14 protein-coding genes and 1 pseudogene are annotated in these 14,985 nt (G+C 59.8%); 5 read left to right on the top strand and 10 right to left on the bottom strand.

Annotation, left to right across the window (positions count from 1 at the left end):
* Positions 1-99 precede the first annotated feature (99 nt).
* Together C4J93_RS09835 and C4J93_RS27365 are read right to left on the bottom strand one after the other, a co-directional pair.
* Entirely contained in the window at positions 100-930 is an 831-nt protein-coding gene (locus C4J93_RS09835) for an IS3 family transposase (RefSeq protein WP_256660183.1), read from the bottom strand.
* An 8-nt stretch (positions 931-938) separates the two neighbouring features.
* The gene (locus C4J93_RS27365; RefSeq protein ID WP_256658866.1) at positions 939-1,247 is read right to left on the bottom strand and encodes a transposase; all 309 of its coding nucleotides are present in this window, start codon (positions 1,245-1,247) and stop codon (positions 939-941) included.
* 524 nt (positions 1,248-1,771) lie between these two features.
* Here C4J93_RS27365 and C4J93_RS27630 point away from each other — a divergent pair.
* A pseudogene (locus tag C4J93_RS27630) lies at positions 1,772-1,867 on the top strand (N-acetyltransferase); the annotation flags it as partial.
* A 62-nt stretch (positions 1,868-1,929) separates the two neighbouring features.
* Here C4J93_RS27630 and C4J93_RS09830 read toward each other — a convergent pair.
* Genes C4J93_RS09830 through C4J93_RS09815 form a run of 4 tightly spaced genes read right to left on the bottom strand, consistent with a single transcriptional unit; the run spans position 1,930 to position 4,521 of the window.
* A complete protein-coding gene (locus C4J93_RS09830) occupies positions 1,930-3,243 on the bottom strand; it encodes a sensor histidine kinase (RefSeq protein ID WP_124429215.1) in 1,314 nt (437 codons plus the stop codon).
* Entirely contained in the window at positions 3,240-3,908 is a 669-nt protein-coding gene (locus C4J93_RS09825) for a response regulator transcription factor (RefSeq protein WP_124370264.1), read from the bottom strand. Before C4J93_RS09825 ends, C4J93_RS09830 begins: the two co-directional genes overlap by 4 nt.
* Positions 3,908-4,219, bottom strand: coding sequence for a PepSY domain-containing protein (locus C4J93_RS09820; protein ID WP_124429214.1), 312 nt, complete (start codon positions 4,217-4,219; stop codon positions 3,908-3,910). Before C4J93_RS09820 ends, C4J93_RS09825 begins: the two co-directional genes overlap by 1 nt.
* On the bottom strand, positions 4,219-4,521 hold the full coding sequence (locus tag C4J93_RS09815) for a PepSY domain-containing protein (RefSeq protein WP_124403649.1): 303 nt from the start codon (positions 4,519-4,521) through the stop codon (positions 4,219-4,221). The genes C4J93_RS09820 and C4J93_RS09815 overlap by 1 nt, the downstream gene beginning before the upstream one ends.
* A gap of 183 nt (positions 4,522-4,704) precedes the next feature.
* On the opposite strand from C4J93_RS09815, the gene C4J93_RS09810 reads away from it, so the two are divergent.
* The 4 genes from C4J93_RS09810 (at position 4,705) to codA (ending at position 9,025) form a co-directional block, all read left to right on the top strand.
* Positions 4,705-5,784 carry a patatin-like phospholipase family protein gene (locus C4J93_RS09810; RefSeq protein WP_124429213.1) on the top strand — a complete coding sequence of 360 codons (1,080 nt, stop codon included), beginning with the start codon at positions 4,705-4,707 and terminating at the stop codon, positions 5,782-5,784.
* 76 nt (positions 5,785-5,860) lie between these two features.
* Positions 5,861-6,217 carry a 6-carboxytetrahydropterin synthase QueD gene (gene queD, locus C4J93_RS09805; protein WP_017736453.1) on the top strand — a complete coding sequence of 119 codons (357 nt, stop codon included), beginning with the start codon at positions 5,861-5,863 and terminating at the stop codon, positions 6,215-6,217.
* A gap of 238 nt (positions 6,218-6,455) precedes the next feature.
* The gene (codB, locus tag C4J93_RS09800; protein ID WP_124370262.1) at positions 6,456-7,724 is read left to right on the top strand and encodes a cytosine permease; all 1,269 of its coding nucleotides are present in this window, start codon (positions 6,456-6,458) and stop codon (positions 7,722-7,724) included.
* 65 nt (positions 7,725-7,789) lie between these two features.
* Entirely contained in the window at positions 7,790-9,025 is a 1,236-nt protein-coding gene (gene codA / locus C4J93_RS09795) for a cytosine deaminase (protein WP_124429212.1), read from the top strand.
* A gap of 9 nt (positions 9,026-9,034) precedes the next feature.
* Here the strand turns inward: codA and C4J93_RS09790 are convergent, their stop codons facing one another.
* Genes C4J93_RS09790 through tssI form a run of 4 tightly spaced genes read right to left on the bottom strand, consistent with a single transcriptional unit; the run spans position 9,035 to position 14,815 of the window.
* Positions 9,035-11,173 carry a lipase family protein gene (locus C4J93_RS09790; protein ID WP_124429211.1) on the bottom strand — a complete coding sequence of 713 codons (2,139 nt, stop codon included), beginning with the start codon at positions 11,171-11,173 and terminating at the stop codon, positions 9,035-9,037.
* 15 nt (positions 11,174-11,188) lie between these two features.
* On the bottom strand, positions 11,189-11,968 hold the full coding sequence (locus tag C4J93_RS09785; RefSeq protein WP_124429210.1) for a hypothetical protein: 780 nt from the start codon (positions 11,966-11,968) through the stop codon (positions 11,189-11,191).
* On the bottom strand, positions 11,961-12,797 hold the full coding sequence (locus C4J93_RS09780) for a DUF4123 domain-containing protein (RefSeq protein ID WP_124430860.1): 837 nt from the start codon (positions 12,795-12,797) through the stop codon (positions 11,961-11,963). The genes C4J93_RS09785 and C4J93_RS09780 overlap by 8 nt, the downstream gene beginning before the upstream one ends.
* Positions 12,797-14,815 carry a type VI secretion system tip protein TssI/VgrG gene (tssI, locus tag C4J93_RS09775; protein WP_124429209.1) on the bottom strand — a complete coding sequence of 673 codons (2,019 nt, stop codon included), beginning with the start codon at positions 14,813-14,815 and terminating at the stop codon, positions 12,797-12,799. Before tssI ends, C4J93_RS09780 begins: the two co-directional genes overlap by 1 nt.
* Between the last annotated feature and the right edge of the window lie 170 nt (positions 14,816-14,985).

Here is a 14,985-nt window from a genome sequence, read left to right as displayed (position 1 = left end):
CGATTCGACTTGCCGAAGCCTCTCTAACTGCCGCCCCGCGATCCAAATGTGGGAGGGGGCTTGTTCTGGTCAAGTTTTTCCGGACACCGATTACGGTGATCAAGCCGCCTCCTGCTCCATGGCTATTGGCGACAGGTAGTTGTTGTAGCTGTGGAGCCTGATTCGGTTGTATCGCATGAAGAAGCTGGTCATATCCTGCTTGGCTTCTTCAACTGTCATATAGCCCTTGGTGGGCACCCACTCTGATTTGAGCGTCCCGAAGAAACGCTCTGTTGGTGCATTGTCCCAGCACTGCCCTCTGCGGCTCATGCTTTGGGTTATCCCATACTCCAGCAACGCGGACTGAAAGAGCTGGCTGGTGTATTGGCAGCCTTGATCCGAATGAAACATCAAGCCTGCATGTTTGCCTCGAACCTCCACCGCCATTCTCAGCGCCTTGCTAACCAGGTTGGCGTCATTGATCAGAGAAAACGCCCAGCCAACGATTCGGCGGGCGAACAGATCAATGACCACTGCCAAGTGATACCAGCGTTTCCCAACCATTAGGCTGGTAACGTCGCCGCACCAGACTTGATTAATTGCGGTTGGCTCGAAGTTACGCTCAAGCAGGTTCTTGGCCACAAATGCTTCAACGCCTCTAGAGCGATATTGATGGCGGCGGCGCTGTCTGCTGGCCAGATTTGCCTCCGCCATAAGTTTTCCGGCCAGATGCCGACCTACCTTGATCTGCTGGGCCTTCAAGTGCTGAGAGATCATCCGTGCACCTGCGCTTTCTCGGCTTTCGACATGCAGTTGCACGACTTTTGCTCTAAGCGCGTCACGCTTGGTATTTGGCGCTGAGCGACGCTTAAGCCAGTCATAAAACGCGCTGCGGGAAACGCCTAGCGCACTGCAAAGCAGGCTGGTCGGATATGAACTCGACTCCCTCAGTTCCTCGATCAGGAAAAACGATCGGGATCCGACATCAAGAGAGCCGTAGCCTTTTTTAAGATTTCAGCCTCACTCTCCAGGCGCTTGACCTTGGCTCGTAGCTGTTGAAGCTCTCGCTGTTCGTCGCTGATAGCCTTGGTACCTGCCACTGGCTGCCCTTTGTGACGCTCTTTACGAACCTGATCAACCCAGCGGCGCAGAGCCGTAGGGCCAACGTCCATCGATGCACAGACGTCGGGAACTGAGCAGTTATCATCAAGAACCATGCTTGCAGCACGTTGCTTGAACTCGTGGGTGTAGGTCTTTCGCTGTTGCATGGAACCTCCTGATTGGGCGAATCATATCGCCCTTAAGAGGTGTCCGGGATCATTAGGCCAGTTCAGCTTGCCCCCGATGGCGGCCTGACAGCCGACCAGGATGTTGGATCAAGGCGAGTACATATCCGTTGCTGCGGTAACGGCGGCTTAGGGTTCCGCCCTTACGGCGTCTCACTTTTGAAAAGCGCAAAAGTAAGCAAAACGCTCTTGCCCCACCACTCGGCACCTCGCCTAGGCTCGGTGTGCCCGTAATCCGACAGTGATTTGGGGGGCCGCCGCCACGCGCCATCCATGGCGCGGGGCGGCTAAACCGGCATCCCTGCCGGTTTACCCCCCAAATCACTGTCGGATTCCGGCCAGCGTGGTTTAACGGGGCGCCTAGATCAAAAGCAAGATCAAGAGCGACTCGCTTCGCATCGTGGTTACCGTAGGCTGATGCTACAAAAAGTTGTGTAGATACCTATGACCATCGGGGGCAAGCCCTAACGCCAGTCAGTTAAGAAGTAGCAGGAGCGAGAACTAACTTGTGGCGAGGGAGCTTGCTCCCGCTGGGGCGCGAAGCGGCCCCAAACAATGGGACTGCTGCGCAGTCCAGCGGGAGCAAGCTCCCTCGCCACAGGTTCGGTGTCGCCTTAACTGACTGGCATTAGGGCAAGCCCCCTCCCACATTTTTAAATCGGCACTACCGCCTGGGCAATTCGATCAACGCTTTGAGCCCGCCCAACTCACTTTCCCGCAACTGCAACGTCCCGCCCCACACCTCGACGATATCGCGCACGATGCCCAGCCCCAGACCGTGGCCGTCGACCTGCTCATCCAGGCGTGCGCCACGGCTGAATACTTGGTCACGCTGGGTCTCGGGAATGCCGGGGCCATCGTCTTCGACGGCCAGCAGGTAGCTGTGCGGCGTCTCACTCACGCTCAGTCGTACTTCGGCATCCGCCCATTTGCAGGCGTTGTCCAGCAGGTTGCCGAGCAACTCGAGCAAATCTTCACGGTCCCAGGGCAGTTGCAGGCCGGGGGCGACGTGGTAGCGCAGGTCCAGGTGTTCGCCGTGGATCATGTTCAGGGTGGCCAACAGCCCCGGCAGTTCTTTTTCACAGTCGAACAACGCCCCCGGCAGGGTTTCGCCAGCCAGGCGCGCGCGATTGAGCTCGCGGTTGAGGCGCTGCTGCACCTGCTCAAGCTGATCGCGCAACAACTTGCTCAACTGCGGCTGATCCCTGAGTGCCTCGCTCGACGCCGCACTCAACATCACCGCCAATGGGGTTTTCAGCGCGTGCCCCAGGTTGCCCAGGGCATTGCGCGAGCGCTTGAGGCTGTCTTCGGTGTGTGCCAGCAAATGGTTGATCTGCGCCACCAGCGGCTCCAGCTCCAGCGGCACCTGGGTGTCCAGTTGCGAACGCTGGCCCTGCTGCAACTGAGCAATCTGATTGCGCGCAGTTTCCAACGGGCGCAAGGCGCGGCGCACGGTGATCCGTTGCAATACCAGCACCACCAGCAATGCCGCCAGCCCCAGTACCAGGCCGATCTGGCGCATCAGGCGAAAGCTTTCCCGTACCGGCGTGTAGTCCTGCGCCACGCTGATGGAGATCGGCAGGCCGAAGCGTTTGTAGTCGGAGCGCAATACCAGCAGTTTCTGGCCTTCAGGCCCCAGTTGCAGGTTGCCCTTGAGTCCGGCCTCGGGGAGCGTCGGCAGTTCCTGGTCCCACAAGGAGCGGGAGCGCCAGTGAGTTTCGGCAAAATCGATGCGGAAGTAATGCCCCGAGAAGGGGCGTTGATAGGCGGGCGACAGGCGATGCTCATCCAACTGTACGCCGTTGGGTCCACGCACCAGCGCCACCAGCAGGTTTTCGCTGTCGTTGCGCAGGCCGGCCTCCAGATAACGCTGCAAACCGGCTTCGAACAGCCACAGGCTGGTTTGCGCCAGCACCACGCCGACGATCACCAGCACGCTGATCAATCCCAGGCTCAAGCGCCGCTGGATCGATTTCATGCAGGGCTGGCGCCAAACCGGTAACCCTGGCCGCGCCGGGTTTCGATCACGCTGCGCCCCAGCTTGCGGCGCAGATGATTGACGTGGACTTCCAGCACGTTGGAGTCGCGCTCGGTCTCGCCGTCATAAAGATGCTCTGCCAGATGGCTTTTCGACAGGATCTGTTCGGGGTGCAGCATGAAATAACGCAACAGGCGGAACTCGGCGGCCGTGAGCTGGATCTCGTCACCGTCGCGCAGCACGCACTGGCGGCCTTCGTCCAGGTGCAGGCCGGCGGCTTGCAGGGTCGGTTGGTTGGCATGCCCGTGAGACCTTCGTAACAGCGCCTGAATGCGCAGGTGCAGTTCTTCGGGGTGAAACGGCTTGCTCAGGTAATCATCGGCGCCGGCCTTGAGCCCTTCGATACGTTCTGCCCAGGAATCCCGTGCCGTCAGCACCAGCACCGGCGTGGCCAGGGCTGCCGCGCGCCATTGCGCCAGCACCTCCAGCCCCGGCAAACCCGGCAGGCCAAGGTCGAGGATAATCAGGTCATAGGGTTCGCTGCGGCCCTGGTACGCCGCGTCGCGCCCGTCGGCCAGCCAGTCGACCGCATAGCCTTGGCGCTGTAGGCCGGCCAGCAGCTCATCGGCCAGCGGGACGTTGTCTTCCACCAGGAGCAGGCGCATCAGTCTTCCTTATCTTTGATCAATGTACCGTTGGTTGCGTCGAGCTTGATTTCGCGCACCACGCCTTCGGTGGTCACCAGTTCCACTTCATAGGCATATTCGCCATGCTTTTTCTCCAGCTCCGCCTCCAGCAGCCGGGCTCCAGGGTAGCGTGACATGGCCGTATGCAACAGGTCCTCCAGAGGCAGGATCACCCCCTGCTGGCGCAGCGCCAAGGCTTCATCCTGATTGAGATCGCGAGCAGCCAGGCTTGAGCAAAAGGCCAGGAGCGCCAGCAGCACCAGACTACCGGCGCGTTGATATAGCGTCATTACGTGTCCTGATGATTCTTGAGAACGTGCCCGGTGAGCGCATCCAATTCAACGTCCCACTCAAGGCCATGGGCATCTTCCAGTTCGACCTGGTAGACGTACTTGCCGTACTCCTCGTCCAGGTCAGTGCCCAGCAAGGTGGAACCCGGATGCAAGGCCAGGGCCGTGGCTTCAAGCTGATCGAAGGCGACAATGGTAACAGTGCCAGGCAATTTCAGCGGTTTGTCGGGGTCCATTGCCCAGCCCTGCGTGACCGAGGATGCAATGATACCGGCGGCGACCAGCGCTGTAAGGCGCTTCATGATGAGTCTCCGTTTCAGGATGTTTTTCCTACACCTGATCACGGTACGCGCGGCAACTTAACTGAAACTGAATTGCCACCATGGCAATTTCGCTTCGATCTCCCACGCCATACTGTTTACTCTGGATACAACCATTATCGTTAACGTTTTTCGCGAGCACCCTCGCCCCTGCCCGAGACGTGTATGACCGCCATTCACATCAAATTCCCCGCCCTGACGCTCAAGGCCGGCACGCGCGCCTTCGCCCGTATTCGTGAGCAAGGCCTTGCGCCTGCTGACGTAGGCATCCTTCCCGGCGCGGCCGGCGGCCCCAAGGCCCTGGGCATTCAGGGCCTTGACCTGGCGCTGTTCGGCGACTGGCTGGCGCGTGCGCCTCGGGAGCGCGCGCTGATCGGTGCGTCCATCGGTTCCTGGCGATTTGCCAGCGCTTGCCTGCCCGACCCGGTGCAAGGCTTGCTCGACCTGGGCCGCCTGTATAACGAACAGCGTTTTGCCAAAGGCGTGACCATGGCCGAAGTCAGCCAGAGCTGCGAGCGTATGCTCGACGACCTGCTGGCCGGCCGCGATGCACAGGTGCTGGACAACCCCGACTACCGCCTGAACATCATGGTGGTGAAAAGCCACGGCTTGCTCGCCGATGACCACCGAGGCCGGCTGGGCCTGGGCCTGTCCTCGGTGATCGCCGATAACCTGCGCGGCCGCGCACGGTTGTCGCGGCATTTCGAACGCCTGATCGTCCACGACCCCCGCCAGGCGCCCCCGGTGCACCCGCTGAAGGATTTTCCGTCGCGCTTCCTTGCACTGGAAATGGCCAACCTGCGCCAGGCGCTGCTGGCGTCCGGCTCGATTCCCATGGTGATGCAGGGCGTACGCGACCTGCCCGGTGCAGGCGCCGGAACCTACCGCGACGGCGGCTTGTTGGACTACCACCTCGACCTGCCCTACTGCGGCGACGATATCGTGTTGTACCCGCACTTTACCGACCGGGTCATTCCCGGCTGGTTCGACAAAGGCCTGCCCTGGCGGCGCAGCAATCCACAGGGTTTGCAGGATGTCTTGCTGCTGGCACCGTCCAGGGACTACCTGGCCCGTTTGCCTCACGGCAAATTGCCGGACCGTAGCGACTTCAAGCGCTTCGTGGGCGACGACAAAAGCCGCAACAAATACTGGCAGACGGCAATGAGCGAGAGTCGGCGGTTGGGCGATGAGTTTCTGCAGCTGGCGGACAACGGGGGACTGGGCGAGCGTTTGCAAGCACTTTGACCCAGCGGTATGCGCGGCGACGGGTCAAGCTGTTAAACTCGCCGCCTGCCAGATACCTGACCGAGCTGAAAATACCGTGGAAATCTTCAAAGAGTTTACGTTCGAATCCGCCCACCGCCTGCCCCACGTCCCCGACGGCCATAAATGCGGACGCCTGCACGGGCATTCGTTCAAGGTGGCGATCCACTTGAGCGGCGACCTGGATCCCCATACCGGCTGGATTCGCGACTTCTCGGAAATCAAGGCGATTTTCAAGCCGCTCTACGAGCGTCTCGACCACAACTACCTCAACGACATCCCCGGCCTGGAAAACCCCACCAGCGAAGTGCTGGCCAAGTGGATCTGGACTGAATTGAAACCCTTGCTGCCGGAACTCAGCGCGATTCGCATCCATGAGACGTGCACCAGCGGATGTATCTATCGCGGCGAGTAAGTCCTGGACTGTTGAAAAAACCACCTGCGGGTGGTTTTTTTACGCCTGCCGTCCACTGATCCAATTTGTATCACGGCTGCACCGCTTTCGCGCTTGATGGGACAGCACTTCCCCTTGCGCCGACGACTTCCCTGCGTTTGGCTATAACTACCGGGCGCCCCAGGGCGCATGCACCCGCGCCGCCGTTTTGGCACGCACGGTGCAACTGGCCTGCGTCATTATTCAGGGAGCAAGGCACATGACCCAGCAAGAATCCGGTAACGATTACCCACTCAGCGAAGTGCCCCTGCATGCGCGCAAGGGCCTGGCCTCCACGGCCATGGTGCTGCTGGGGTTCACGTTTTTTACGGCGACCATGTTTGCCGGCGGCAAGTTGGGGGTGGCCTTCAGCTTTACCGACATGCTCGGCGTTGTGGCCCTGGGTAACCTGCTGCTGGGTATCTACGCCGCGGGCCTGGGCTACATCGCCTTCAGGAGCGGTTTGAACTCGGTATTGATGGGGCGTTTCTGCTTTGGTGAAATCGGCAGCAAGCTCAGTGACCTGATCCTCGGTTTCACCCAGATCGGCTGGTATGCCTGGGGCACCGCCACGGCCGCCGTGGTACTGGGCAAGTATTTCGAGCTGAGCCAGGGCAGCGTGCTGGCATTGATGGTGGTGTTTGGCCTGGTGTTCTGTGCCACGGCATACGTGGGGTATCGAGGGCTGGAAATCCTGTCTTACATCGCGGTGCCCGCCATGGGCATTTTGCTGGTGCTGTCGATGTGGGTCGCGACTGTAAAGGTTGGCGGGCTGGACGGCCTGCTGGCGGTGGTGCCGACCGCCGAGCTGGACCTGTCCACGGCGATCACCCTGGTGTTCGGCACCTTTGTCAGCGGCGCGACCCAGGCCACCAACTGGACGCGGTTTTCTCGCTCGGCCAAGGTCGCGGTACTGGCCAGCCTGATCGGCTTTTTTATCGGCAACGGCCTGATGGTATTGATCGGAGCCTACGGCGCCATCGTCTATCAGCAGCCGGACGTAGTGGAAGTCTTGCTGCTGCAGGGTTTCGCCATGGCGGCGATGGCCATGCTGCTGCTCAATATCTGGAGCACTCAGGACAACACCATCTACAACTTCGCCGTCGCCGGCTGCAACCTGCTGCGCACCCGGCGGCGCAAAACCGTGACCCTGGCCGGTGCAGTGATCGGCACCCTGCTCGCCTTGCTGGGCATGTACGACATGCTCGTGCCGTACCTGATCCTGTTGGGCACGGTGATTCCGCCGATTGGCGGCGTGATCATGGCGGACTTCTTCTACCGTTATCGCGGCCAATACCCACGCCTGGCGGATGCCCGCCTGCCCGCGTTCAATTGGCCCGGGCTGGCGGCGTACGCGGTGGGCACGCTGTTGGCGTTCAACTCACCCTGGGTTGCACCGCTGGTGGGGATCGCTGCCGCGTCACTCACCTACATGCTGCTCATCGCTTTACTGCGCGTGCGCGAACCTCTGGCCGACGCCCCGGCATGAGCCTGAGCACTGCCAATGGTAACCTGATGGCCGCCTGATTGAATTTAGCCAAGAGGAACTTGCCCATGCACATCATCAATGCCCGCCTGCGCAACCGTGAAGGCCTGCATGATCTGCACCTGGAACATGGCCGGATCGCCAGCATCACTGCACAAACAAGCATACCGGCCTTAATGACCGGCGACCTGGATGCCGCCGGCAATCTGGTGATCCCGCCCTTCGTCGAACCGCATATTCACCTGGACGCCACCCTTACCGCCGGCGAACCACGCTGGAACATGAGCGGCACCCTGTTCGAAGGCATCGAATGCTGGGGAGAACGCAAAGCCACCATCACGGAGGAAGACACCAAAACCCGCGCCAAAAAAACCATCCAGGCCCTCGCCGCCCACGGTATCCAGCATGTGCGCACCCACGTCGACGTGACCGACCCGGACCTCACCGCGCTCAAAGCCATGCTGCGAGTGCGCGAAGAAAGCTCGCACCTGATCGACCTGCAAATCGTTGCCTTTCCCCAGGAAGGCATCGAGTCTTTCCGCAATGGCCGTGAACTGATGGAAGAAGCCATTCGCCTGGGCGCCGACGTCATCGGCGGCATCCCCCACTTCGAGTACACCCGCGATCAAGGGGTGAGCTCGGTGAAGTTCCTCATGGACCTGGCCGAACGCACCGGCTGCCTGGTGGATGTCCACTGCGACGAAACCGATGACCCGCACTCACGCTTTCTTGAAGTGCTGGCCGAGGAAGCACGCAGCCGCGACATGGGGGCTCGCGTCACCGCCAGCCACACCACCGCCATGGGCTCCTACGACAACGCCTACTGCGCCAAACTGTTTCGCCTGCTGGGTCACTCCGGCATCAGCTTCGTCTCCTGCCCCACCGAAAGTATCCACTTGCAAGGCCGCTTTGACAGCTTCCCCAAACGCCGGGGCGTCACACGCGTCAACGAACTGCTCGAGGCCGGCATGAACGTGTGTTTCGGCCAGGACTCCATCGTCGACCCCTGGTACCCGTTGGGCAACGGCAACATCCTGCGTGTATTGGAAGCCGGTTTGCACATCTGCCATATGCTCGGCTACCGCAACCTGCAGAACGCCCTGGACCTGGTCACCGATAACAGCGCCAAGGCCATGGCCCTCGGCGACCGGTACGGCCTGGAACCCGGTCGACCGGCCAACCTGCTGGTGCTCTCGGCAGACAGTGATTATGAGGTGATTCGTAGCCAGGGCCTGCCGTTGTATTCGATCCGCAACGGCAAGGTGCTGATGAAACGTCAGCCGGCGCAGGTGGAGTTTGTGTAATGCACTGAGCTAGACGATCGCGTCGATGTCCAGTATTTGCGCTTTTCCCCGGTCGCTGTGGAGGGGTGACGGAACACTGGCCACCTGGGACAAGGCGCGGTTTTCCCGGTGAGTGAACCAGCGTTTGAGACCCAGTTGCAGATTGGCACTGTGGGCATGGCTACCGTACACATCGCGCGCATCGAGGCGGCGCCAGCGCAGGCTGGCCAGGCGCTCGCGGCTGGTGTGCAAGCGGTCGATCTCGGCGTTCAAAGCGTCGTTGTGCTCATGGCTACGGTCATTGGCCGGGCGCAATCGGGCAAGCTCGCGGCGTTTGGTCCTCAACTGCTCGCGCATGTCTTCGAGGGCGCGATCCAGCAGCTCGAATTCCCTCGCGGTCACCAGAGGCCCCTGGCTCTCCAGGGTTTGCTGCCAGCGCCGCAATGTCGCCCAGGCTGCGGGAATGTAGCTGGTGGTCATGAAGTGCTGGTTGGCCTGGAACAGTTGCCGCAACAGGTTATCGCGGTCGGGCATGTCGCCGTGTAACTGCAGCGCTCGATTACAACCAGCTTCCTGGATCGACTCACAGCCAGGTTTCCACAACACCGAGGCGTGCGTGCCATCGGCAAGTCTAATCGGCATGAAGTGCTGCTGTTCACCGTGGTGCTGGTAGGCACTCCCACCGACGCGTACCAGGCCAGCGGCAAACAACAAGCCGCCGGCGGTGGGGGCACTGAATAAGGTGACGGCGCCTGGCACCCAGAGTTTGGCAGTGGTGTTCATCCACGGCGCCGGCACACTGGGGACGGGATCATTGTGGTTGACGATTCGGTGATGGACCAGGGCGCGGGCGCCTGCGGTGAATTCGGAATCGGCGGCGCGGGGCGCACCGTAGGTGTAGAGCAGGATGTTGTAGTTGGCGTCCGGGAGGCGGCGCAGCCCCTCAGCAAGTAGCAACGCAATCGCGCCGCCGAGGCTGTGGCCGCAGATGACCACGCGTTGATCAATGTGGTATCGCGAAAGGTAATCCAGGACAAAATGATACAGGGCCTTAAATCCTTGGTAAAAACCTCGATGAGCTTTACCTGCACCTTCGACGAAAGGGACTTGATGAGCATCTGCATCCCGCAAAGCATCTGCGCCACTGGCCGTACCACGCACAGCTATAAGTACAACCTCATCGTGATGACAGATGAAAGCTTGAGTGTCAGTGCCGGATTCAACGTCGTTAAAAAAATGTATACGCTCCGGATGCTCACCAGGCGGTTGATTGCGCTCATACAAAAGAGGATCAAAGGGCAAAATCTCAAAGCGACGGGAGTAGGCGACGTCTTCATACAATGGATAAAACCGCTGCACTTGTTCTGAGTCGAACTTCCAAGCTTCCCGGTAACACGACAACTGCTCTACAAACACGTTTCCTATACTTGGGCTCAGCGGAAAACTGACCGTATCCCCACCTCCCGTTGGAGGATCCTGGCCAAATTCGCAGTAACTCAATGTGGCCATAAGCGCCAGCTGGTAAAGGTTCAATGCACAAAACTGATCATCCGTGGAAATGATCGGCCGTAGCGCTCGTAGAGGACGAATCTCCAATGCCGTAAATTGGTTCGGCAATAGCGCCAACCCCTTGAATAAGGATTCAGGAGGACCGAACCCCAGGTCCGCCATCAGCCTGAGCGTATTGTGCGTGGGACGGCGAGCTTCAGACGACGGCGGAGGTAAGTGGGCTTTGTAGCGAACCAGATCGCTTACCTCCACCTGATAAAAACGATCTGCTTTTTGCCGTGCCGGGTTATTTTCGACACGCTGACCATCCTTGTTCTGAAAACATGTTTGCTCTGCGCGTACTTGAAGCTCCGTAATGGGTAACGCGTAATTAGGCCGCGACATAAGCCGGCGGTAAGGCGCTTCTCCTCCCGAATAAGGCTCGTCCATCAAAAGGATTACCGGGCCACAATAAATACCCTCTAGCTTGGCAAACCCGCTCCCATCCAAACGCCCTTTATATTGCTGCCCTGCACTGTCCAGGAGAGTGTAAGGCAGGCCGCCATAGGCCTTGCCGTTTCCCGTTTCATCTACCAGGCAAAAGGACAACCAATCGCCGTGCAACGGGCAGGCAGGCATCTTGTCGATAAAAAACTGTTGCTTCCATGCATTCTGTTTCATGAGGTTTCTCCATTATTAATTACACGTTGGATAAACGTTGCATAGGCGGCCATCTGGCATTTTGAAAGCCTTGAAGTCGACTACATTTCCGCGACAAAACGCGAGTAGGTCCTCCTCGCTTTCGCCCCTGCAGCGCTTCCAGCCACCGGCAACCTTTACCCAGTTATCAGCCACAGCCGGTTCTTCTTCCTCTGTAAATGCCAACACCATTCTTAACGTCTTCCCGGACAGTCCGTCACGGTGCACATGCCCGCCAGGCCGGGCCCTCTTGAGTTTTCCAGCAGCATCCAGTGATTTGCACCAAAGGATTTTGAGAATGGCGTGCTTAGGGCCAGCGGTACGAAACAACCACTGGCATCGCCCAGGAAGCTCCTGGACTCCGGTCTCAGGCATCAAAGGCATTCCAGGTTCCCAGCTATCGTGGAAATAGATGACGGCATAATCCCTTCCGATGTCCGACCAACGCTGCCCCCAACTGGCATTAATTGCGAAAACGAGGCGGCGCAATACTAAAGGGCAGCCATTTACTTGCTCCGTGAATGGCACTTCAAAACTGACCCTGTTGGCGACGGGTTTGCTGGCAGCCTTGAATATTTTGAGCTCAGGACGCCTGCCATTTCTTCTAGGCAGTTTGCAGGCTTCGCCTGATGCGGGTGCATATGAAGCGTCCCCTACCACGGCAAACCCCGCCGGCAAATCCACCTCCAGCGTAAAGCTATCCGCCGCCTTCCCCGCACACCCCGTAAGCCACATCATTCCAACAGCCAGCAATGCACGTCCTATCCACCTACTCATCCTTGAGCCCCTCCTTGCGCCATTGCTCCAGCACCCGCTCAAAATGCTGTCCCGGTGCCTCCCCCTCTAACGGCTGCCACCGAATGACACTGCCCCGAGTCGCCTCTTCCAACCGGCCCACCACCAGAAACTCAAGTTGCTCAGGCGAACGCCATTGCCAGCTTCGGGCCTGCTCCAATACTTGGGCCAGCCAGATCCTGGGGTCGTGAAACTCCACCAGAGCAGCCAGGTCTTCACTGTGCTCGGCCAGCAGGTAGCGCAGGATATTGGCCTGCAGAATGGTCGCGGCCTGAGGGTTGGGCGCCTGCAACCAGGGCGCGGGATCGGGGACCGCATACTCGCCCGGCGCGGGATTGTCGTGGCTGCACCAACGGCCCTCATGCCAGTAACACACGCTGGTCAGCGGGCCCAGGTAGATGGGCCATTGCTCTGCCGGCAGATATGCAAGGGCACGGGCCAGGGTGCGGTTGTCGTGGAAACGGTACAGGGCCTTTTTGCCTTCTGGCCCGACCAGCAGTCGATCACGCCAATGTCGGGTCACAGCGACCAGGTCGTCGCTGGGTAAACTGCCCAGCCACCCTCGGTTTGCCTTCGGGTTTTGCAGATGATTGGCCAGCGCAGGCTCCCCCATCCGGTCCAATAACAGGATCACGGGGCCCTTGCTCGCCAGTTCGGCTGCCGCTGTTTCTCCATAGAGCGGGCAATACTGCGAGGGGTTGCGAGCCGCCATCAGCGACTGGCAGTTCTCATTATTTGCTTCGAGCATGAGGCATAAACGACGCCCCGCCTGTTGCTGCTGCGCCATCCATTGGTAAGCCACGTCTTGCATCATGCGGCCCTCCCGGCGAAATCGCATTGGCCTTCGCGACAACGCTCGCAGATCGGGCAAAAATCCGCGTCCAATTGGCGGGCCATGTCCATGATGAGGCCTTGCACAACGGAAGCCTCGGGAGCGCCCGCAACAGAGGAAGGGCTGGCCGACCTTGCAGCGGATGGCGCGCCACCGACGGTGATGGGCCGGCTGCTGAAAATCCCGCCGGCCTGAATCTGCAAATGCTCGCCGCCGGCCTTGAAACTCAACTGCGCGCCTGCATCGATGACAAGGCTGGCACCCGCCTTCAGGTGAATCTGTTGACCGGCTTCGATCACCATCACCTGTGTCACCTGGGTGTGGCTGTCGCCTTGCACGGCCAGATGGTCGTTTGCCGTCAGCGCAATACTGCGGTCTCCCGTGATGTGGCGCTGCTCTCCGCTCTCAAGACGCACCGTGCTCAAGCCTCGGATGATTTCACTGCGCTCACCAGCCACTTCCAAACGGCTGTCATGGCCCACCTGCTGCTCCAGGTCACGCTGGGCTCGCAGGTAGATCAGCTCTTCGCCACGGCGGTCTTCAAGATGCAGCTCATTGCTGCCCGCGCCCCCGGGGACACTGCGACTGCGCAACACGCTGCGGGTCTGGTGCTGCGGCAGGGAATAAGCCGGCATGTGCGATGCATTGGGCAGGCAACCGTTGATCAAAGGCTGGTCCGGGTCGCCCTCCAGAAAGGTCACCAACACCTCCATGCCCACCCGTGGAATCATCATGGCGCCAAACCCGGCACCGGCCCATCCGGAGGCAACCCTTACCCAACAGCTGCTCTTGTCATCCGTCTGGTCCAGGCGATCCCAATGAAACCGCACCTTCACTCGACCATAGGCATCGCAGTGCACCTCTTCATCCGCAGGCCCTGTAACAGTCGCCGTTTGGCTGCCGTTGATGGACGGCTTGGGATGTTTGAGCGCGGGTCGATGCACCGCACGCCAGGGGGTCGCAATGAAGCGGTTGCGATATCCGACGAAGGTGTCCGTATCGGCTACCGCTTCCTCCAGCACCTGTGGCTGATAGCCTTCGTGACGCACCGAGGTGATCAACCACAGGTCGTTGCAGACCGTATCCGGATGGCCTTGCAACTCAAGAAAATGGCCACTGCGCAACAGGGGCTGGTCGCTCTTGCCTGACGCGTAATGGCGGTCGGATTGATGTCGCTCCAGGCTGCGACGCGCCAGTTGCGCCCCCCGTGCATGGCCGGTGAAACCGGCTGGGTAACGGTAGTCTTCAAGCGCCGCGTCCGGTACACCGCCGGCGGTATCCTGCAACCGCAGCGATGGGTGTTCGAAGTCGTGGTCACGGCGCACCGTTCGCCGGCTGCGGGTTTGCAGGCGAACATCGAAGCGGTGAATACCCTTGGTTGCGGCCAGCGGATCGATCGTCGAGCAGTATCGCTGCATCGGCAGGCGCTGAAATACGGTTTGATCATCCCCAAACACCAGCAGATGAGCGTCCACACTATGGCGGAAGTGGTAATGGATACCCTCCTCCTCGCACAGGCGCTGGATGAAGTGCAGATCCGTTTCCGCATACTGCACGCAAAAGAGCCGAGGCGGATAAACCACCGGGCCGAGCTCGAAGGCGTAGGCATCTGCCAGGATGCCGTGCTGCTCAAGAACGCTGGCAATCATCTGCGGCACGCTACGCTGCTGAAAAACCCGCTGGTCGCGGCGATGGGCAAGGCAGGCCAGGCGAGGCGCGAGGGTAAGGTGGTAACGGGTGAGCCGGGCACCCGGAGCATCGCGGCCGATGGTATAGACCAACCCGTGCAGGCCTCGCTCCGTTTCGCCCAGGTACAGATAGACCGGCTGATGAAGCAACGCCTCCAGATCCAGGTCAGGGCTTTCGCTGACGAATTGCACCTGGATGAAATACGGTTGATCAAGACACTCAGTGCCGCTGAAGGCGAGTACCTGCAAGTGGGCAGTGACGCCTTGAATCATTAATTTGAAACGTGACGAAACAAACGCGTCAACCATCCGTTGTTACCCGCCAATCAATACTCGCTAATTAAAAGCTCTCCTCGTTGACTGCCGATTACTGGCCGAGAAAAAGCGCCTGAACGCCCTGAAGCTTAGCGATCTCAGGGAAAATTCGGCCCTTGGAAAATAAAAAAGAAGTTTCGTACGACGAGGCTGGAAGTGTCTTT

Origin of the sequence: Pseudomonas sp. R2-37-08W, from assembly GCF_003851705.1 — a bacterium.
Taxonomy (GTDB): Bacteria; Pseudomonadota; Gammaproteobacteria; order Pseudomonadales; family Pseudomonadaceae; genus Aquipseudomonas.
The sequence above is the reverse complement of the archived record's forward strand: the minus strand, read 5'-3'. Positions and strand labels throughout refer to the sequence as shown.